Here is an 18,426-nt window from a genome sequence, read left to right on the forward strand (position 1 = left end):
TCAACCGCCGCGCCGACGCCCCGGCGAGCGCCCCGCCCGCGAGGTCGCCGCGCGGCGGGTCAGTCCGCGGCGGGTCAGTCCGCGGCGGGTCAGTCCGCGGCGGGTCGCCCCGCGGCGGGGTCAGCCCTCGGCGAGAAGCGCCTCGACGTCGGCGTACAGCGACCGGGACTCGATGAAGCGCGCCTCGTCATCGGCCTGCGACAGCACGACCGCGAACACCCGCACCGTGCGCTCGCCCACGACGATGTCCTTCGCCGAGAGCAGGTTGCTTCCCTCCAGCGTGCCGGTCTTGATGCCCACCACGCCGGGGTCGGACAGCAGGTCGTTGGTGTTCTCGACGAGTCCCGCACCGGGAAGCTCGGCCGAGGACTGCGCCACGATCTCGGCGATCACCGGATCGGCGAGCGCCAGGCGCCCCAGCTCGATCAGCGCCGAGGGGGTGGCGGTGTTGGCGGGATCGATCCCAGTCGGCTCCACGACCGTGATGCCGCCGAGACCCTTCTCCTCCAGGAACTCGCCCGCCGCGGCGGCGAACGCGGCGTCGTCGCCCCAGATGTCGGCGACGAGGATGTCCGTGTAGTTGCAGGCCGAGCCGAGCAGCATCCCCTGCAGCAGCTGATACTGGGTGAGCGTGCCGCCCGCCGGCACGGGAAGCGCAGACTCGTCGCGGTAGAGGTACTCCTCGTACGAGTCGTTCCACTTCTCGACGAAGTGGTAGTCCGGCCCCGTCTCACCGGGCCGCAGCGGCTTGGCCTCCAGCACCATCAGCGCGGTGAGCAGCTTGGTGATGCTCGCCATGGCGTGCGGCTCATCCGCGCTCGTGAGCGTCGCGCCCTCGCCGACCGCCACGGCGGATGCGCCCGTCGCCGGCCACGTGATGTCCGCCGCCTCGATCGTGGCGACCGGGGACGGCCCGGCGACGACGGGCTCCTCGGCCACAGCGGCCGGCGCCGCGTCGCGCGGCGCGACGGCCGAGTTCGCGAAGGTCGTGATGCCGGCACCGAGGCCGACGGCGAGTGCGACGAACAGCCCGAAGCGGGCGAGGCGCAGGCGGCGGCGACGGCTGAAGGGACTCATGTCGCTCCAGTCTCGTGGCGACCGGCGCGCGCGGCGTGAGGCGCTCCGGTATTTCGCGGTATCAGCCGCCCGACTGGCGCAGCACAGCGTCGAACACGGCCGGATCGGCCAGCAGCCCGATCGCCATCATCACGCCCGACACGGCGTTGAAGACCAGCCCGCCCGCGAGCGGGATCCAGAACACGACCCACCCGCGGCGGTGCGCCCTCCACGTGAGCCACGCCGTGAGCACCCACCCCAGCACGAGCACCGCGATCGCCGCGACGCCCCAAGCGCGCGTCGCGGCGAGCCCCGCCGGGTCGACATCGAGGGCGAGCAGGTCCAGCAGGGCGGACGGATCCAGGATGGCCGGAATCGCGTTCGCGAGACTCAGCAGCCCGTACGCCAGCAGCGCGACGGCCGCACCACGGTCGACGACGCGGCCCGGAGTCATGGCGGCCGGCGTCCGCACGCCCGGCGTCGCGACCGGCGGCGCCGCCGGGGCGGGTGCCGAAGACAGCGGCGGCAGCGGCTGGCGGATGCGCGCGGCCTGTTCCTCCGGCGTCGCGTACTCGCCGTACTGCGGGCGCGGGCGGGACGCGTCGCCGTCGGTCACGCACGCCCCCGGCCACCGAGCGCGCGCTCGTCGCGGCGACCCGTCGCATCCTGCCGCAGCTCCTTCGGCAGCGAGAACATGAGGTCCTCCTCCGCCGTGCGGACCTCGTCGACGTCGCGATACCCGGCGCCTGCGAGCTCGGACAGCACCTCCTGCACGAGCACCTCCGGCACGGACGCCCCGCTCGTGACGCCGACGGTCTCGACGCCCTCGAGCCACTCCTGCCGGACCTCGTCGGCGTAGTCGACGCGGTACGCCGCCTTGGCGCCATGCTCGAGCGCGACCTCCACGAGTCGCACGCTGTTGGACGAGTTCGCCGACCCCACCACGATCACGAGATCGGCGTGCCGCGCGACCTTCTTGATCGCGACCTGACGGTTCTGCGTGGCGTAGCAGATGTCATCGGACGGCGGATCCTGCAGCTCCGGGAAGCGGGCGCGCAGGCGGCGCACGGTCTCCATGGTCTCGTCGACCGACAGCGTGGTCTGCGAGAGCCAGACGACCTTGCTCGGGTCGGCGACCACCACCGTGTCGGCCTCCTCCGGAGAGTTCACGATGGTGACGTGGTCCGGCGCCTCACCCGCGGTGCCCTCGACCTCCTCGTGCCCGACGTGGCCGATGAGCAGGATCTGGTAATCGTCTCTCGCGAAGCGCACGGCCTCGCGGTGCACCTTGGTGACGAGGGGGCACGTGGCGTCGATCGCCTGGAGGCCCCGGTCCGAGGCGGCGTCGACGACCGCGGGAGAGACGCCGTGGGCGCTGAAGACGACGTGTGCGCCCGCGGGGACCTCATCGACCTCGTCGACGAAGATCGCGCCCTTCGCCTCGAGCTCGGTGACGACGTGGATGTTGTGCACGATCTGCTTGCGCACGTAGACGGGCGCTCCGTAGCGCTCGAGCGCCTTCTCCACCGCCACGACCGCGCGGTCGACGCCCGCGCAGTAGCCGCGCGGAGCGGCCAGCAGCACCCGCTTGTGTCCGGGCACGGGGATATCCTGAAGGGGCTCGCGACGCACCTGCACGCGGCGTGCCGGGATCGCAGGTACGGGCAGCGAGATGGCGGTGGCGCTCACAGCTCGATTCTACGGGCGTGCCCCTGGGGGCGGCCCGAGTGCCGGCCACGCGCGGATGCGCGATCCGCCGCACCGACCCGAGACGAGAGATGGCATGACGTCGTTCCAGCCCGTGACCGTGCCCGGCGAGGCGCCGCCTGCCGACAGCGTCTCGCCCCGCGACTCCACGCCGCAGGCGCCCACCTCGATCGGGCGCCTGAACCAGACCATCAAGGGCTTCATCGAGCGCTGGGGATCGGTGTGGGTCGAGGGCGAGATCACGTCGTGGAACGTGCGCGCGGGAGCCGTGTACGCGCGGCTGAAGGATCTGCAGGGCGACGCGCAGATCTCGATCCGGATCTGGTCGAGCACGCGAGGCCGCATCCCCGCCGACCTCAAGGTGGGCGACCACGTGGTGGCATGCGTTAAGGCCGACTACTACGTCAAGGGCGGCGACTTCAGCTTCCAGGTCTCCGCCATGAAGCACGTCGGCCTGGGCGAGCAGCTCGAACGGCTCGAGCGCCTGCGCGCGCGGCTGCGCTCGGAGGGACTGTTCGACGCCGCGCGCAAGAAGCCGCTGCCCTTCCTGCCCCACTGCATCGGGCTGATCACGGGCGAGCGCAGCGACGCCGAGAAGGACGTGCATCGCAACGCCGAGCTGCGCTGGCCGCAGGTGCGCTTCCGCACCGCGTACGCCGCCGTGCAGGGCGACCGCTGCGTGCCCGAGACGCTCGCCGCGCTGCAGCGTCTCGACGCCGACCCCGAGGTCGACGTGATCATCATCGCGCGGGGCGGGGGCGACCCGCAGACGCTGCTCGGCTTCAGCGACGAGAGGCTGCTGCGCGCCGTGGCCTCGGCTCGGACGCCCATCGTCAGCGCGATCGGGCACGAGAACGACCATCCGCTGCTGGACGACGTGGCCGACCTGCGCGCCTCGACCCCCACCGATGCGGCCAAGCGCGTCGTGCCGGATGTCGGCGAGCAGCGCGCGATCGTCGCTCAGCTCCGCTCGCGCATGACGATGCGCCTCACGCAGCGCGTCGCCCACGACATCGCCCAGCTCGAGCAGCTGCGGTCACGACCGGCGCTGCGCTCCCCGGAGCATATGGTGCGCACGCGCACGCAGGATGTCTGGCAGCTCCTCAGCCGCGGGCGCGATCTCGCGCAGCGCCGCGTCGAGAAGGGGCGGCTGCGCACGGCCGAGCTGCGCGCGTCGCTGCGGGCGCTCTCCCCGGCCGCGACGCTGGCCCGCGGCTACGCGATCGCCCACGCCGAGGGCGGGGTCATCCTGCGTGACGCCTCGCAGGCGCCCGCCGGCACGCGCATCGTGGTCACGCTCGACCGAGGCTCGCTCGGCGCGACCTCGACGGGCGAGCTGGCCGAGGGGCCCACCACCTCGGCCGACCGGGCCGAGACGTCGGAGGCCGGAAAGTAGGATGGATGCCGTGACCCCCGACCCCGCCCGCTCCGCATCGGAGCCGTCCGACGTCGCCACGTTGTCGTTCGAGCAGGCCCGCGACGAGTTGGTCCGCGTGGTCGGTGAGCTCGAGCAGGGCGCGCCCACGCTCGAGGAATCGCTCGCGCTCTGGGAGCGCGGCGAGGCCCTCGCGGCCCGCTGCGACGAGTGGCTGCGCGGCGCCAAGCGGCGTCTCGAGGCCGCGCAGGCTGCCGGCGATGCGGGAGACGAGGCCTGATGGCGCGTACACCCCGCGTGGTGGCCGAGCTGGGCCGCCCCGAGACGGCGGAGGAGACGGCCGCGCGCAAGGCCGCCAACTCGAAGGCCTACCGCGAGAGCCAGAACTTCCGCAATCTCATCGTCGCGATGGCCGCGACGCTCCTGATCGTGGCGGTCGTCTGGCTCATCGTGCCGCGCGGCGGTCCCGTCTCGGAGGGCGGCAGGGTCGATGCCGGGGCCGCCGGCGAGCTGGTCGCCTCGTCGTACGACCGAACCGTGATCGTGCCGGATGTGCCCGAGCCCACGGGAAGAGAGGGCAACGGCTGGTTCGTCAACGAGGCGAAGGTCGTGCCGGGCTCGCCCGCGTCCTGGCAGGTGCTGTACGTGCCGGGCGACGACAGCTTCCTGCGCTTCGTGCAGGGGTTCGACGCCGACGCCACCTGGGCCGCGCAGCAGCTGGGCGGTACCGCACCGACCGGCGAGACCACCATCGACGGCGTCACCTGGCAGACCTACGACATCGACCCGCGACGCAATGCGAACGTCAGCTATGCGCTCGGCACGCAGGCGGGCACCGACCACGTGCTGCTGTACGGCTCGGCGACACCCGAGAAGACCGCTGAGGTGGCGGAGATGATCGTGCCGCAGGTGCGCGCACTGGCAGAGGAGCAGGGATGACCCAGACCGAGACCGCTCGCCCGGCCACGCCCGACGAGGCGTGGAACGAGATGCTGGCGGGCAACGCGCGCTTCGTCGCGGGCACGCCCGAACACCCGCACCAGGACGTGGAGCGTCGCAGCCTGATCGCCGCCGCACAGACTCCGCGGGCCGCGCTGTTCGGCTGCTCCGACTCGCGGCTGGCGGCCGAGATCATCTTCGACATGGGCCTGGGCGACCTGTTCGTGGTGCGCAACGCCGGCCAGGTCGCGGGCGACTCCATCGTCGGCAGCCTCGAGTACGCAGTCGAGGTGCTCAAGGTGCCGCTCATCGTCGTGCTCGGCCACGACGAGTGCGGTGCCGTACGCGCGGCCATCGAGAGCACGTACACCGACGCCCCGGTGCTGCCGCCGACGATCTGGCGCCTGATCGCCCCCATCGTCCCCGCCGTGCGCCGCGTGCTCCGCGCGGGGGCCGCCGAGGGCGTGACGCCCGAGACCGTCGACTCCGAGCAGGTCGGCCGCGAGCACCTGCGCGACACCGTCACCGCGCTGCTGCAGCGCTCCGAGCTGATCAGCACCGCGGTCGCCGAGCGTCGCCTTGCGATCGTGGGCGCCAACTACCGCCTGGCCGAGGGCTCCGTCGTGTCCGACGTCATCCTGGGCACCGAGAACGACGCCGCCTGACCCCTACCCCTACCCGGAGGACAACGAAGTGACCGAGACCGAGTACCGCATCGAGCACGACACCATGGGCGAGGTGCGCGTTCCCGCGTCCGCCCTCTACCGCGCCCAGACACAGCGCGCGGTCGAGAACTTCCCGATCTCGGGCAAGGGCCTCGAGTCGACGCAGATCGCCGCGCTCGCGCGCATCAAGAAGGCCGCAGCGCTTGCCAACAAGGAGCTCGGCACGCTCGACGGCGCGATCGCCGACGCGATCGCCGCAGCGGCCGACGAGGTCGTGACCGGCCAGCACGACGCCCACTTCCCCGTCGACACGTACCAGACGGGTTCGGGCACGTCGTCGAACATGAACATGAACGAGGTGCTCGCCACCCTCGCCACGCAGAAGCTCGGCGCCGACGTGCACCCGAACGACCACGTCAACGCATCGCAGTCGTCGAACGACGTCTTCCCGACCTCGGTGCACGTCGCGGTGACGCAGGCCCTGATCGAGGACCTCGTGCCCGCCCTCGACCACCTCGCGAAGGCTTTCGAGGAGAAGGCCGAGCTGTGGAAGGACGCGGTCAAGTCGGGACGCACGCACCTCATGGACGCGACGCCCGTCACGCTCGGTCAGGAGTTCGGCGGGTACGCCCGTCAGATGCGCCTCGGCATCGAGCGCGTGGAGGCGGCGCTCCCCCGCGTCGCCGAGGTGCCGCTCGGCGGCACGGCCGTGGGCACCGGCATCAACACGCCGCTCGGCTTCCCGCAGAAGGTCATCGAGCTGCTCGCGGGCGAGACGGGCCTGCCCATCACCGAGGCGAAGGACCACTTCGAGGCTCAGGCCAACCGCGACGGTCTCGTCGAGGCGTCGGGCGCCCTGCGCACCATCGCCGTGTCGCTCACCAAGATCAACAACGACCTGCGGTGGATGGGATCGGGCCCGAACACGGGTCTGGGCGAGCTGCACATCCCCGATCTGCAGCCCGGCTCGTCGATCATGCCCGGCAAGGTCAACCCCGTCGTTCCGGAGGCCGTGCTCATGGTCGCCGCGCGTGTCATCGGCAACGACGCCACGGTCGCCTGGGCCGGCGCTTCGGGCTCGTTCGAGCTCAACGTCGCGATCCCGGTCATGGGCACCGCGCTCCTGGAGTCGATCCGCCTCCTGGCCAACGCGTCGCGCGTGCTGGCCGACAAGACGGTGACGGGCCTCGAGGCCAACCTCGAGCGCGCCGCGGCCTTCGCCGGCATGAGCCCGTCGATCGTGACGCCGCTCAACAAGCTGATCGGCTACGAGGCCGCCGCCAAGATCGCCAAGCACTCGGTCGCCAAGGGCATCACCGTGCGCGAGGCCGTGATCGACCTCGGCTACGTCGAGCGCGGCGAGATCACGGAGGCGCAGCTCGACGAGAAGCTCGACCTGCTGTCGATGACCCACGCGGGCTGATCGATCAGCCCTGAGAGGGCGGCGAGCTTCGGCTCGTCGCCCTTTCCCATTGCCGGACGGCCCAGGCACGCGACCTCGCCGCCAAGGCCACAGAGAAGGGCCCGGGGAACATCCCCGGGCCCTTCTCACGTCAGCAGCAGCGCGACCCGGGATTGGCGTCCTGATCGCGGTAGACGCACCGCCAGTACTCGCGCTCGGTCATCGGCTCGCGGTCGGGATGCGCGGCGCGTTCGTGGGCGAGATACGCCGCGTACCTCGATTCGCCCGTCAGCCCGTTGACGTACCACCGGACGGCACCCCAGGCCCGGCCCAGCGCCACGCGGACGCTGAGCCGGGCCGACGCGGTGTCAGTGGCCACGAGTGGGCTGCATCTCCGTGGGAAGCGCGTTCCACTCCTTCTCGAGCGCGCGCTCCTCGGGCGAGGCGACGAGCCCGGCGGGGGCGAACCGCTGCGACGGAACCGCCGGGTCCTCCCTGTCCACCACCTCGGTGGCGCGGAACGCCTTGACCACCTGGATGACCGCCACGGTGATCACGATGGCGGCCAGCACCAGGAAGACGACCGAGAGCGTGCCCTGCACGGCCGTGTTGCGCACGGTGGCCTCCGCGGCCGCCAGCTTGGCGGCATCGTCGGCGCCGGGCGCGAACTCGGTGTACGACCCGTCGGCGATGCCGTTGCGGAACCGGACGTGGTTGGCCCAGTAGCCCACCGCCGGCGTCGGCGAGAAGATCTTCAGCACCGACCCCGTGAAAGTGACCACCGTCACGAACGCGAGCGGCACGGCCACGACCCACAGGCCCTTGAACGTGCGCCGGCGGGCGATGATCACCATCACGACCGCCAGGGCGATCGCCGCGAGCAGCTGGTTCGAGATGCCGAACAGCGGGAACAGCGTGTTGATGCCGCCCAGCGGATCGGTGACGCCCATGAGCAGCACGGCACCCCAGCCGGCGACCATGATCGCCGTGCACAGCCAGGCGCCGACGCGCCACGACGTGTCCTTGAACTTGGGGATCACGTTGCCGATCGAGTCCTGCAGCATGAAGCGCGCCACGCGCGTGCCGGCGTCGACCGCCGTGAGGATGAACAGCGCCTCGAACATGATCGCGAAGTGGTACCAGAAGGCCATCCACGATGTGCCACCGAGCCACTGGTGCAGGATGTGGGCCAGACCGAAGGCGAGCGTGGGTGCGCCGCCCGTGCGGGAGATGATCGACTCCTCGCCGACGTTCGCGGCCGCGCCCGTGAGCTGCTCGGCCGTGACGTTCACGCCCGTCAGACCGAGGCTGTTGATGAACGCCACAGCGCCCTCGACGGTGCCGCCGGTCGCGGCGGACGACGAATTCATCGCATAGTAGATGCCCTGGTCGATCGAGATCGCGGCGACGAGCGCCATGATCGCGACGAACGACTCCATGAGCATGCCGCCGTAGCCGATGAAGCGGGTCTGCTTCTCCTTCTCGATCATCTTGGGCGTCGTGCCCGACGAGATGAGCGCGTGGAAGCCCGAGAGCGCGCCGCAGGCGATGGTCACGAAGAGGAAGGGGAACAGGCTTCCGGCCCAGACCGGTCCCGTCTCGCCCGCGGCGAAGATGCTGAACGCGGGCATCTCGACCACGGGACGCACGAACAGGATGGCCACGGCCAGCAGCACGATCACGCCGATCTTCATGAAGGTCGACAGGTAATCGCGCGGGGCGAGCAGCATCCACACGGGCAGCACCGCGGCGATGAAGCCGTAGATGATGATGCACCAGGCGAGCGTCGTGCGGTCGAGACCGAACACCGCCTGCCCCCACTCGCTCGCGCCCACGTACTGGCCGGCGACGATCGCCGCCATCAGCAGCACGAAGCCGATGATCGACACCTCGGTGATCTTGCCCGGGCGGATCCAGCGCAGGTAGGCGCCCATGAAGAGGGCGATCGGGATCGTCATGGCCACCGAGAACACGCCCCACGGGCTCTCGCCGAGGGCGTTGACCACCACGAGCGCCAGGATGGCCGTGATGATGATCATGATGAGCAGCGTGGCCAGGATGGCGGCCGCGCCGCCGAAGCGGCCGAGCTCGTCCTTCGCCATCTGGCCCAGCGATCGTCCACCGCGGCGCATCGAGAAGAACATCACGAGGTAGTCCTGCACGGCACCAGCCAGCACGACGCCCACGATGATCCAGATGGTGCCGGGAAGGTAGCCCATCTGCGCCGCGAGCACGGGGCCGGTGAGCGGGCCGGCGCCCGCGATGGCCGCGAAGTGGTGGCCGAACAGCACGCGACGGTCGGTCGCGACATAGTCCTTGCCGTCCGCCTTGTACTCGGCGGGCGTCGCGCGGCGGTCATCCGGCCGCACGATCAGGCGCTCGATGTACTTCGAGTAGAAGCGGTAGAAGATCAGGTACGTGCAGACGGCGGCGAACACGAACCAGATCGCGTTCACGCTCTCGCCGCGGACGATCGCGAGCATCGTCCAGCCCAGGCCGCCGAGCAGCGCGATCACGGCCCAGACCGCGATCTTCACCGGGGTCCATCTGGGCTTCTCATCCACCGCCACGGGCGGAAGCGCCCGTTCGGGCGCGGTCTTGGTCTCGGACACGGGGTGCGTCTCCTTCGTCAGTGAGGGATCCTCGATGCAGGGAATGGGAGCGGTCGGCGTCGACCGCATCCTCCGAGTCTAGGAATCCGCTGAGTGCGACGCAGGACGGATGCCGCCCCCAGACGCCGCGGTGCCCGGGGACTTCTGCCCCGGGCACCGGCGACCGCTGGATGAGCGGCTCATGCGAGCTCGCCGACCTCCAGCAGGTCGGTGACGAGCGCCGCGATCGCGGAGCGCTCCGAGCGCGTGAGCGTCACGTGGCCGAACAGCCCATGACCCTTCAGGGTCTCGATCACACTGGCGATGCCGTCGTGACGCCCGACCCGCAGGTTGTCGCGCTGGGCGACGTCGTGCGTGAGCACGACCCGCGAGTTCTGCCCCATACGGCTGAGCACCGTGAGCAGCACGTTGCGCTCGAGCGACTGCGCCTCATCGACGATCACGAACGCGTCGTGCAGCGACCTGCCGCGGATGTGCGTGAGCGGCAGCACCTCGAGCAGCCCGCGCTGCACGACCTCGTCGAGCACGTTCGCCGAGACGACCGAGCCGAGCGTGTCGTAGACCGCCTGGCCCCAGGGGTTCATCTTCTCGGCCTGGTCTCCGGGCAGGTAACCGAGCTCCTGGCCGCCGACCGCGAACAGCGGGCGGAACACGATGATCTTCTTCTGCTGCTGCCGCTCGAGCACGGCCTCGAGACCCGCGCACAGGGCGAGCGCCGATTTGCCCGTGCCGGCGCGTCCGCCCAGAGACACGATGCCGACCTCCGGGTCGAGCAGCAGGTCGATCGCGATGCGCTGCTCCGCCGACCGGCCGTGCAGCCCGAACACGTCGCGGTCGCCGCGCACGAGCCGCAGCTCGCCGTCACCCGTGACGCGTCCGAGCGCGGACCCTCGCTCGGACTGGATGACCAGGCCCGTGTTGACCGGCAGTCCGCGCACGTCGTCGTGCGACGCGACCTCGCTCTCGTACAGGTCGGACATGTCGTCGCCCGAGAGGTGCAGCGGGGCGATGCCGGTCCATCCCGAGTCGACGGCCTGCTCGGCGAGGTACTCCTCGGCCGAGAGGCCGAGCGACGCGGCCTTCACGCGCATCGGCAGGTCCTTCGAGATCACCGTCACGTCGTTGCCATCCTGCGCGAGGTGCGTCGCGACGGCCAGGATGCGGGTGTCGTTGTCGCCGAGGCGGATGCCGCTGGGCAGCACGTTCGCGTCGGTGTTGTTGAGTTCGACACGCAGCGTGCCGCCCTCGCCGACCGGCACGGGGAAGTCGAGACGTCCGTGCTCGACCCGAAGCTCGTCCAGGTGACGCAGCGCCTGACGCGCGAAGTAGCCGAGCTCGGGATCGTGCCGCTTTCCCTCGAGCTCCGAGATCACCACCACCGGGATGACGACCGAGTGCTCCGCGAAGCGGAAGAAAGCCCGCGGATCGCTCAGCAGCACCGACGTGTCGAGCACGTAGGTGCGCAGATCCTGCGCGCTTCGGCTGGGTGAGGCCTCGCGCGCGGCCGCGGCCCGACCGTTGTTCTGGTCAGTGGCGGTGCTGCTGCGACGGCTGGCCTGCTGAGTTGTGCTGATGGTCACGCCCCACTCCCGACCCGGGAACCTGCCCGGCTTCAGACGAGTCGACCTGGGGCCACGAGTCGCGATCCTGGATGGCCGACTCGACCGGGCGCCTTGCCCGATGCGGCCAAGCTACGACCATGTCGGCGGAATCCGCCACGAATCACACGCGTGTCGTTCGTTACGAACGTGTGAACAAAGTCGGGACGAACCGGCGGACCGTTCGCGATGAGACGGTGACGAGACAGCGCCCCGTGCGCGCTTCACGCGCGCTGTTGCGCGAACGCGGCGCACGCCTCGTCGAGCAGGGCCAGCGTCTCGTCGTCCGTGCCGACATGGGGAGCCACGCGAAGCATGCCGGCGCGCGCCGTCGCGGTCACGCCGCGGTTCGACAGCTCGGCGCCGAGTGCGGCGACGTACTCGGGTCGCGGGGCCAGCGCGACGATCCCTGCCCGACGCCGCGGGTCGAGCGGCGTGATCACCGGGATGCCGTGACGCTGCGCGATGTCCATGACGCGATCGACGCGCTCGCTCAGCGCCGCCTCGATCTCGGCCACCCCCACGCGCGCGATCTCGTCGAGCGAGGCGGCGAGCCGGGCCGCTGCCAGCGGGTCGGGGACCGTCACGGTGTAGGCCTGCGCCGACGCGGCGGGCGGCGGCACGGCGTCGACCGTGAGGCCGCCGTCCACGGCCGCGAATCCCGACAGCACGGGCGCGATGCTCGCGCGGGCACGCCCGCTGAACCACGCGAATCCGGTGCCCCGCCCGGCGCGAAGCCACTTGTAGCCGTTGCCGCACACCACGTCCGCGACGGACCAGTCGACCTCGATCATGCCGAACCCCTGCACAGCGTCGACGATGAGCAGCCGGTCGGGGCCGATGACCTCGCGCAGCGCGGGGAGATCGGCGCGGTACCCGGTGCGGAAGTCGACGAGGCTGACGGCGAGCGCTGCCGTGTCGTCGTCGATCGCGTCGGCCACGAGCTCGGGGGTGACCACTCCATCGGGCGGCGTCACCCACTGCGGACGCACGCGGCCGGTCGCGTCAGCCGCGCGCGTGAGCGCGGTCGGGATCGTGGGGAACTCGGCGGTCGAGGCGATCACTCCCCCGTCGATCCCGTACACCGCGTGCATGATGCCGTAGGAGGTCGACGGCTGCAGCGTGACCTCGTCCGCCCGGGCTCCGAGGAGCCGCGCCACGAGCCCCCGCGCCTCCTCCTCACGCTCGGCGACATGCGCGATGCTGCTCGGCCGGCCGGTGCCGAGCATCTCGAGGTCGGCCACCACCTCGTCGCGCACCGACGGCGAGAGCGGGCCGAACGACGCCCAGTTCAGGTACCCGGGCTCGCCCACGAACGTCGCGCGATAGTCGTCGATGCTGCTGCTGGTCACACCGACATTCTGGCAGGTCGAGGCGGCGCATATGCCTCAGCACCGCTCGCTGGCCGCAGTCGGCCGGTCAGCCGCCGAAGCGACGCTCTCGCGAGGCGTAGTCGCGGATGGCCCGCAGGAAGTCGACCTCGCGCAGGTCCGGGCCGAGCGCCTCCATGAAGTAGAACTCGCTGTGCGCGCTCTGCCACACGAGGAAGTCGCTCAGCCGCTGCTCGCCGCTCGTGCGGATGACGAGATCCGGATCGGGCTGCCCCCCCGTGTACAGGTGCTCGCCGATCGCCTCGGGCGTGAGATTCTCCGCGAGCTCCTCGAGCGTGCCGCCGCGCTCGTCGTGCTTGACGATGATGCGCCGCACCGCGTCGACGATCTCGTGACGCCCGCCGTAGCCCACGGCGAGATTCACGTGCAGGCCCGTGTGATCCCGGGTGCTCTCCTCCGCGTCGCGCAGCGCATCGGCGAGCGAGGCGGGCAGCAGCTCGGCGCGACCCGCGTGCTGCACCCGCCAGTCCCCGTCTGCCGCCAGCTCCCGGGCGAGGTCGGCGATGATGTCGATGAGATCGGCGAGTTCTCGCGAGTCGCGCTTGCGGAGGTTGTCGTTCGAGAGCAGGTAGAGCGTGACGACCTTCACCCCCAGCTCCTCGCACCAGCCCAGGAAGTCGATCATCTTCGCCGCACCGGCGCGGTACCCGTGCGCGACCGTCTCGTACCCCAGCTGACGCGCCCAGCGACGGTTGCCGTCGATCACCATCGCGACGTGATGCGGCACCCGCGCGGGGTCGATCTGGCGACGCAGCCGGGAGCTGTACAGCCGGTACAGCGGGCCGCGGCCCTCGGCCTGACGCATGGTTCGCACGCCAATACGCTACTCCGCGGCGGTCGCGTGCCGCGTACGGCATGCATTCGCACGTACGCTCTGAGCATGACGCGCAGGCCCGATGACTCCCCCGCTTCGGCCGACGGCGTGCCCCAGCTTCCGCTGCTGGACGCCGCTCACCGAGACGCGACGGTCGAGATCAGGCCGACCTGGCGCGGCTGGATCCACGCCGGCACCTTCCCCGTGGCCGTGGCCGCGGGGATCGTGCTGATCTGCCTCGCCCAGGGGTCCGCGGCGAAGTGGGCCTCGGCCGTGTTCATGGCCTCGTCGCTACTGCTGTTCGGGAACTCGGCCGTCTATCACCGCTTCGACTGGCAGCCCCGGGTGAAGGCCGTGCTGCGACGCATCGATCACGCGAACATCCTGCTGCTCATCGCGGGAACCTACACGCCCATCGCGGTGCTGGCCCTGCCGCCCGCCAAGGGCACGCTGCTGCTCGTCGCCGTCTGGGGCGGTGCCGTGCTCGGCATCCTGTTCCGGATCTTCTGGCTCGGCGCGCCCCGGTGGCTGTACGTCGCGCTCTACCTCGCACTCGGCTGGGCGGCCGTGATGTACATGCCGGATCTGTTCCGGGCCGACGCGGCGATGATGGTGCTCGTGATCGTGGGCGGCCTGCTCTACTCGTTCGGCGCCGCGGTGTACGCGTTCAAGCGCCCGAACCCGTGGCCGGGCCACTTCGGCTTCCACGAGATCTTCCATGTCTGCACGGTGCTCGCGTTCCTGTGTCACTGGACGGGCGCCCTGCTGATCGCCCTGGAGCCGGCATTCAACGGACCCGTGTGACACATATGGCGGGCACCGCGCGGCGCCCGCCAGCCGACAGGTCTCAGGCCCGGGGGTGGTCGCCGTCGTCGGCGCTCTCGCCCGCGGCCTCGCGACGGGAAGCGGCTTCCTCGGCGTCGAGCGCCTCGTTCGCCTCGGCGCGATAGCGCGTGCGGCGCACGCGGCGCAGCATGTCGAACACCAGCAGGGCGACCAGCACGACGAGGATCGCGATGACCGTGAAGCCCTCGGGCCCGGGGGTGACCAGCTCGGGGTCGACCGTCGGCGTGGGGGTGGGCGTCGCGCCGAGAAGGTACATCGCTGGCTCCTGTTCTAGCCTGGAGTTCCCAGCCTAACTTTCCGAGGAACACCCGATGACCACGCAGGCCGAGCTCGACGACCGCTACGGCCGAACGCGGAATCCCGCCCGCCGGCGCCTCCTGTGGATCGGGGGCATCGCCCTCGCCGCGGCCGGCGCCGGATGGCTCGGCTGGACGGCCGTCGCCAACTCGATCGACGCGGTGTCGGTCGACGGGCTCGGCTTCGAGGTGCGTGACGAGCACACGGTCCAGGTGTCCTTCCAGCTCACGGCTCCCGCGGGTCGCTCGGTCGCCTGCGCCGTGCAGGCGCTCGATCAGGAGTTCGGCGTCGTCGGCTGGAAGATCGTGGAGTACCCGGGCGGCGACGACCACAGGATGCGCTTCACCGAGACCGTGCCGACCGTCGCCGAGGCCACGACGGGTTTGGTCGAATCCTGCTGGGTCACGTAGTCTGAACCGCAGAACTCCGACGCCCCGGCCGAACGCCGGGGCGTCTTGCACTATCTCCGCCCGATCGAAGGGGGTTCGCCATGTCGAACAACGCGCCGACGAACGATGCTCAGGTCACCTTCCTCACGCAGGAGGCGTACGACCGGCTGGCCGCCGAGCTCGAGGAGCTCTCGACGACCGGCCGCGAGGAGATCGCCAAGCGCATCGAGATCGCCCGGGAGGAGGGCGACCTCAAGGAGAACGGCGGCTATCACGCCGCGAAGGACGAGCAGGGCAAGATCGAGATGCGCATCCGCCAGCTCCAGGGGCTGCTGAAGGGCGCCGTCGTGGGCGAGGCGCCCGAGTCGGACGGCACCGTGCAGTCGGGCACCGTCGTGACCGCGCTGGTGCTGGGCGACGAGGAGCGCTTCCTGCTCGGCAGCCGCGAGATCGCCGGCGGCACCGACCTCGACGTCTACAGCGAGCAGTCGCCCCTGGGCGCCGCCATCCTGGGCCTGAAGGAGGGCGAGAAGACCTCGTACAAGGCCCCGAACGGCAAGGACATCGCGGTCGAGATCGTGAAGGTCGAGACGTTCACCGGGTGAGCTCCTCCCTTCGGTCGCGCATGGAGCGTTCGCGACCGCCATCGAGACGGTCGTGGGTCGCTTCGCTCCACTCGCTTTGCTCGCAGCTGCCTCGAGGCACGCGTGACAAGAAGGCTCCCGTTCCTCGCGAACGGGAGCCTTCTGATTAATCCGGCAGCACCTCGGGGCGGAAGCCGGCGTCGCGCAGGATCTGCAGGGTCAGCTCGCGATGCTCCTGACCGCGGGTCTCGACCGAGATCTGCAGGATGACCTCGCTGATCTGCAGGCCCTGGCCATGGCGCGTGTGCAGCACCTCGATCACGTTGGCCCCGGCCTCTGCGAGCAGCTCGGAGACCTGCGCGAGCTGGCCCGGGCGATCCGGCAGCGGGATGCGGATGGTCATGTAGCGGCCCGAGGCCGCGAGGCCGTGCGACACGACACGCTGCAGCAGCAGGGGGTCGATGTTGCCGCCGGACAGCACCGCGACGGTGCGACCGGTCGCGCGCACCTTGCCGGCCAGGATCGCGGCGACGCCGACGGCTCCCGCCGGCTCGACGACGACCTTGGCGCGCTCGAGAAGCACCAGCAGCGCGCGAGCGATGTCGTCGTCGCTGACCGTCACGACCTCGTCGACGAGCTCGCGGATCACGGCGAACGGCACATCGCCCGGGCGGTTCACCAGGATGCCGTCGGCGATCGTGGGCTGCGTGGTCACCTGCACCGGCTGGCCGGCCTCGAGCGACACCGGCACGGGCGCGGCGTTCTCGGCCTGCACGCCGATGATGCGCACGTCGCGCCCCTCGGCGGCAGCACGGGCCTTGGCAGCCGCGGCGACGCCAGCGATGAGACCGCCCCCGCCGATCCCGACCACGATCGTCGTGACATCCGGCGCGTCATCCATGATCTCGAGCCCCAGAGTGCCCTGACCGATCACGATGTCGCGGTGGTCGTACGGATGGATCAGCACGGCGCCGGTGCGGGCGGCGTGCTCAGCGGCGCGGGCGAGGCCCACGTCGACCGTCGCGCCCTCGAGCACGACCTCGGCGCCGTAGCCGCGCGTCGCGAGCAGCTTCGGCACGGGAACGCCGAGCGGCATGTAGATCGTGGCGGGGATGCCGAGCTGCTGCGCGGCGAGAGCGACACCCTGCGCGTGGTTGCCCGCGGACGCGGCGACCACGCCGCGCGCCCGCTCCTCGGCCGTCAGCTGCGCGAGCCGGTACGTCGCACCACGCACCTTGAACGAGCCCGTGCGCTGCAGGTTCTCGAGCTTCAGGTCGACACGTGCCCCCAGCACCTCGGTCAGGTGCAGCGAGTACTCCATCGGCGTGTGCTCGATCACCCCCTCGAGGCTGCGCGCCGCCGCCTCGATCTCGGCCAGCGCCGGAATGGCCGCGGGGGCCTCGGTCGCGGCGTCGGCGGACGGAGTGGGGCCGGGGGTCGTCACAGTGCGGTTCCCTTCGAGGGGTCGGAGGGACGCGTCGCGGTCGGCGCCCCCGTGGCGGGGTTCGGCCTCACGGGGCCGATCGACTTGGGAACGGTGTCCCAGATGAGGTCGCCGTGCAGCGGCTCGCCCGTGCGCCAGGAGCCGGACGAGAGCGTGACCGCGACGACGTTGACGAAGGCCGCGAGCGGCACCGCGAACAGGGCGCCCGGGATGCCCGCGATCATGGAGCCGCCGGCGACGACCATCACGACCGCCAGCGGATGCACCTTCACGGCCGATCCCATCAGGATCGGCTGCAGCACGTGGCTCTCGAGCTGCTGCACCGCCAGAACGACCGCGAGCATCGCGATCGCGATCAGCGGGCCGTTGTAGACCAGCGCGATGAACACCGCCACCGCTCCCGTCAGGATCGCGCCGACGAGCGGCACGAACGAGCCGAGGAAGACCATCACCGCGATCGGGATCGCGAGCGGCACGCTCAGCGCGAACGCTCCGATCCCGATGCCGACCGCGTCGATCGTCGCGACGAGAAGCTGCGTGCGCGCGTAGTTGATGACGGTGCGCCAGCCGTTGCGCGCCGCCGTGTCGACGGCCGTGCGGGCGCCCTTCGGGAACAGCCGCACGGCCCAGCGCCAGATGCCGCCCCCGTCGGCGAGGATGCAGATCAGCGCGAACAGGGTCAGCAGCAGGCCCGCCGCGAGGTGCCCGACCGTCGTGCCGACCGCGAGCGCGCCGCTCATCAGGGTGCCCGACTCCTCCTGCAGCAGCGCGAGGCCCTGATCGATGTAGCCGTCGATCTCGGCCTGCGAGACGCCGATGCCCACGAGGAAGCCGCGCAGCTCGTCTACCGCGACGACCACGCGGTCACGGACGGCGCTGAACTCGCTGGAGACCTGCCAGGCGACGAGCCAGACGAGACCGCTCACGATCGCGATCGTGCCGACCAAGGTGAGCACGATGGCGGCCCACCGGGGCACGCGATGGCGCAGCAGCCACGACAGCGCCGGCCAGACGAGCGCCGTGATCAGGATCGCGACCAGCAGCGGGATCACGAGCAGCTTGAACTGGATCACGAGCCACACGACCACCCCGACCGCGGCCGCGACCACGAGGAACCGCCACGCGTAGGCCGTCGCGATGCGCAGTCCGGCCGGGACCGCGGCCTCCGCTGGAGCCGCCGCCGCGGGCTCGACGGAGCGCGACCGCAGCAGGTTCCAGATCGGGGTGCGGGTCTTGTCGTCGCTCATCCCGGTCAGTCTAGAACCGCGCACCGCTGCGCCGAGGCGCCCGCGTCGCGTCGCCCCTCG

General features: G+C 71.1%; 19 protein-coding genes. 8 read left to right on the forward strand and 11 right to left on the reverse strand.

Annotated features, from left to right (window positions below; genetic code table 11):
* Positions 1-120 precede the first annotated feature (120 nt).
* The 3 genes from ABTW64_RS05060 to ABTW64_RS05070 all read right to left on the reverse strand — a co-directional run bounded on the left by ABTW64_RS05060 (position 121) and on the right by ABTW64_RS05070 (position 2,694).
* Positions 121-1,077, reverse strand: coding sequence for a D-alanyl-D-alanine carboxypeptidase family protein (locus ABTW64_RS05060; RefSeq protein ID WP_350619873.1), 957 nt, complete (start codon positions 1,075-1,077; stop codon positions 121-123).
* Positions 1,078-1,138: 61 nt separating this feature from the next.
* A complete protein-coding gene (locus tag ABTW64_RS05065; protein ID WP_350619876.1) occupies positions 1,139-1,672 on the reverse strand; it encodes a DUF6264 family protein in 534 nt (177 codons plus the stop codon).
* Positions 1,669-2,694, reverse strand: coding sequence for a 4-hydroxy-3-methylbut-2-enyl diphosphate reductase (locus ABTW64_RS05070; protein ID WP_350620507.1), 1,026 nt, complete (start codon positions 2,692-2,694; stop codon positions 1,669-1,671). Before ABTW64_RS05070 ends, ABTW64_RS05065 begins: the two co-directional genes overlap by 4 nt.
* Positions 2,695-2,839: 145 nt before the next feature.
* Here ABTW64_RS05070 and xseA point away from each other — a divergent pair, with 145 nt between their 5' ends.
* From xseA to ABTW64_RS05095, 5 genes are read left to right on the forward strand one after another with little or no spacing between them, the layout of a single operon-like run.
* Complete coding sequence (xseA, locus tag ABTW64_RS05075) at positions 2,840-4,159, forward strand: exodeoxyribonuclease VII large subunit (protein WP_350619878.1); 1,320 nt, start codon at positions 2,840-2,842, stop codon at positions 4,157-4,159.
* A 1-nt stretch (position 4,160) separates the two neighbouring features.
* Positions 4,161-4,418 carry an exodeoxyribonuclease VII small subunit gene (locus ABTW64_RS05080; protein WP_350619881.1) on the forward strand — a complete coding sequence of 86 codons (258 nt, stop codon included), beginning with the start codon at positions 4,161-4,163 and terminating at the stop codon, positions 4,416-4,418.
* Positions 4,418-5,077 carry a DUF4245 family protein gene (locus ABTW64_RS05085; protein WP_350619883.1) on the forward strand — a complete coding sequence of 220 codons (660 nt, stop codon included), beginning with the start codon at positions 4,418-4,420 and terminating at the stop codon, positions 5,075-5,077. The genes ABTW64_RS05080 and ABTW64_RS05085 overlap by 1 nt, the downstream gene beginning before the upstream one ends.
* Positions 5,074-5,742 carry a carbonic anhydrase gene (locus ABTW64_RS05090; protein WP_350619885.1) on the forward strand — a complete coding sequence of 223 codons (669 nt, stop codon included), beginning with the start codon at positions 5,074-5,076 and terminating at the stop codon, positions 5,740-5,742. Before ABTW64_RS05085 ends, ABTW64_RS05090 begins: the two co-directional genes overlap by 4 nt.
* 28 nt (positions 5,743-5,770) lie before the next feature.
* Entirely contained in the window at positions 5,771-7,165 is a 1,395-nt protein-coding gene (locus ABTW64_RS05095; protein ID WP_350619889.1) for a class II fumarate hydratase, read from the forward strand.
* Positions 7,166-7,295: 130 nt separating this feature from the next.
* On the opposite strand, the gene ABTW64_RS05100 is transcribed toward ABTW64_RS05095, so the two are convergent.
* The 5 genes from ABTW64_RS05100 to ABTW64_RS05120 form a co-directional block, all read right to left on the reverse strand.
* On the reverse strand, positions 7,296-7,523 hold the full coding sequence (locus tag ABTW64_RS05100) for a YbdD/YjiX family protein (RefSeq protein ID WP_350619891.1): 228 nt from the start codon (positions 7,521-7,523) through the stop codon (positions 7,296-7,298).
* The gene (locus tag ABTW64_RS05105; RefSeq protein WP_350619894.1) at positions 7,513-9,825 is read right to left on the reverse strand and encodes a carbon starvation CstA family protein; all 2,313 of its coding nucleotides are present in this window, start codon (positions 9,823-9,825) and stop codon (positions 7,513-7,515) included. The genes ABTW64_RS05100 and ABTW64_RS05105 overlap by 11 nt, the downstream gene beginning before the upstream one ends.
* Before the next feature lie 110 nt (positions 9,826-9,935).
* Positions 9,936-11,222 carry an RNA 5'-3' helicase PhoH2 gene (phoH2, locus tag ABTW64_RS05110; RefSeq protein WP_350620509.1) on the reverse strand — a complete coding sequence of 429 codons (1,287 nt, stop codon included), beginning with the start codon at positions 11,220-11,222 and terminating at the stop codon, positions 9,936-9,938.
* A 356-nt stretch (positions 11,223-11,578) separates the two neighbouring features.
* Positions 11,579-12,706 carry an aminotransferase class V-fold PLP-dependent enzyme gene (locus ABTW64_RS05115; protein ID WP_350619897.1) on the reverse strand — a complete coding sequence of 376 codons (1,128 nt, stop codon included), beginning with the start codon at positions 12,704-12,706 and terminating at the stop codon, positions 11,579-11,581.
* Between the two features lie 67 nt (positions 12,707-12,773).
* The gene (locus tag ABTW64_RS05120; RefSeq protein ID WP_350620510.1) at positions 12,774-13,550 is read right to left on the reverse strand and encodes an isoprenyl transferase; all 777 of its coding nucleotides are present in this window, start codon (positions 13,548-13,550) and stop codon (positions 12,774-12,776) included.
* A gap of 75 nt (positions 13,551-13,625) precedes the next feature.
* On the opposite strand from ABTW64_RS05120, the gene trhA reads away from it, so the two are divergent.
* A complete protein-coding gene (gene trhA / locus ABTW64_RS05125) occupies positions 13,626-14,363 on the forward strand; it encodes a PAQR family membrane homeostasis protein TrhA (RefSeq protein ID WP_350619900.1) in 738 nt (245 codons plus the stop codon).
* A gap of 43 nt (positions 14,364-14,406) precedes the next feature.
* On the opposite strand, the gene ABTW64_RS05130 is transcribed toward trhA, so the two are convergent.
* Entirely contained in the window at positions 14,407-14,661 is a 255-nt protein-coding gene (locus tag ABTW64_RS05130) for a hypothetical protein (protein WP_350619903.1), read from the reverse strand.
* Positions 14,662-14,716: 55 nt separating this feature from the next.
* Here ABTW64_RS05130 and ABTW64_RS05135 point away from each other — a divergent pair, with 55 nt between their 5' ends.
* The gene (locus ABTW64_RS05135) at positions 14,717-15,112 is read left to right on the forward strand and encodes a DUF4307 domain-containing protein (protein WP_350619905.1); all 396 of its coding nucleotides are present in this window, start codon (positions 14,717-14,719) and stop codon (positions 15,110-15,112) included.
* Between the two features lie 80 nt (positions 15,113-15,192).
* Positions 15,193-15,696 (forward strand): transcription elongation factor GreA, encoded by a 504-nt coding sequence (gene greA / locus ABTW64_RS05140; protein WP_350619908.1) that lies wholly within the window; start codon positions 15,193-15,195, stop codon positions 15,694-15,696.
* 145 nt (positions 15,697-15,841) lie between these two features.
* Here greA and ilvA read toward each other — a convergent pair whose 3' ends face one another.
* Both ilvA and ABTW64_RS05150 read right to left on the reverse strand, forming a co-directional pair.
* The gene (gene ilvA / locus ABTW64_RS05145) at positions 15,842-17,119 is read right to left on the reverse strand and encodes a threonine ammonia-lyase (RefSeq protein WP_350619910.1); all 1,278 of its coding nucleotides are present in this window, start codon (positions 17,117-17,119) and stop codon (positions 15,842-15,844) included.
* Positions 17,116-18,366, reverse strand: a complete 1,251-nt coding sequence (locus tag ABTW64_RS05150; RefSeq protein WP_350619912.1) for an AI-2E family transporter — start codon at positions 18,364-18,366, stop codon at positions 17,116-17,118. Before ABTW64_RS05150 ends, ilvA begins: the two co-directional genes overlap by 4 nt.
* Positions 18,367-18,426: the final 60 nt, after the last annotated feature.

The organism is Microbacterium sp. NPDC096154 (assembly GCF_040302945.1).
Classification (GTDB): domain Bacteria; phylum Actinomycetota; class Actinomycetes; order Actinomycetales; family Microbacteriaceae; genus Microbacterium.

Bases quoted from the DNA above. Each gene is read 5' to 3' on its own strand.
- ABTW64_RS05060 (WP_350619873.1), bottom strand. From the start codon at position 1,077: ATGAGTCCCTTCAGCCGTCGCCGCCGCCTGCGCCTCGCCCGCTTCGGG.
- xseA (WP_350619878.1), top strand. From the start codon at position 2,840: ATGACGTCGTTCCAGCCCGTGACCGTGCCCGGCGAGGCGCCGCCTGCC.
- ABTW64_RS05080 (WP_350619881.1), top strand. From the start codon at position 4,161: ATGGATGCCGTGACCCCCGACCCCGCCCGCTCCGCATCGGAGCCGTCC.
- ABTW64_RS05085 (WP_350619883.1), top strand. From the start codon at position 4,418: ATGGCGCGTACACCCCGCGTGGTGGCCGAGCTGGGCCGCCCCGAGACG.
- ABTW64_RS05090 (WP_350619885.1), top strand. From the start codon at position 5,074: ATGACCCAGACCGAGACCGCTCGCCCGGCCACGCCCGACGAGGCGTGG.
- ABTW64_RS05105 (WP_350619894.1), bottom strand. From the start codon at position 9,825: ATGCGGTCGACGCCGACCGCTCCCATTCCCTGCATCGAGGATCCCTCA.
- ABTW64_RS05120 (WP_350620510.1), bottom strand. From the start codon at position 13,550: ATGCGTCAGGCCGAGGGCCGCGGCCCGCTGTACCGGCTGTACAGCTCC.
- trhA (WP_350619900.1), top strand. From the start codon at position 13,626: ATGACGCGCAGGCCCGATGACTCCCCCGCTTCGGCCGACGGCGTGCCC.
- ABTW64_RS05130 (WP_350619903.1), bottom strand. From the start codon at position 14,661: ATGTACCTTCTCGGCGCGACGCCCACCCCCACGCCGACGGTCGACCCC.
- ABTW64_RS05135 (WP_350619905.1), top strand. From the start codon at position 14,717: ATGACCACGCAGGCCGAGCTCGACGACCGCTACGGCCGAACGCGGAAT.
- greA (WP_350619908.1), top strand. From the start codon at position 15,193: ATGTCGAACAACGCGCCGACGAACGATGCTCAGGTCACCTTCCTCACG.
- ABTW64_RS05150 (WP_350619912.1), bottom strand. From the start codon at position 18,366: ATGAGCGACGACAAGACCCGCACCCCGATCTGGAACCTGCTGCGGTCG.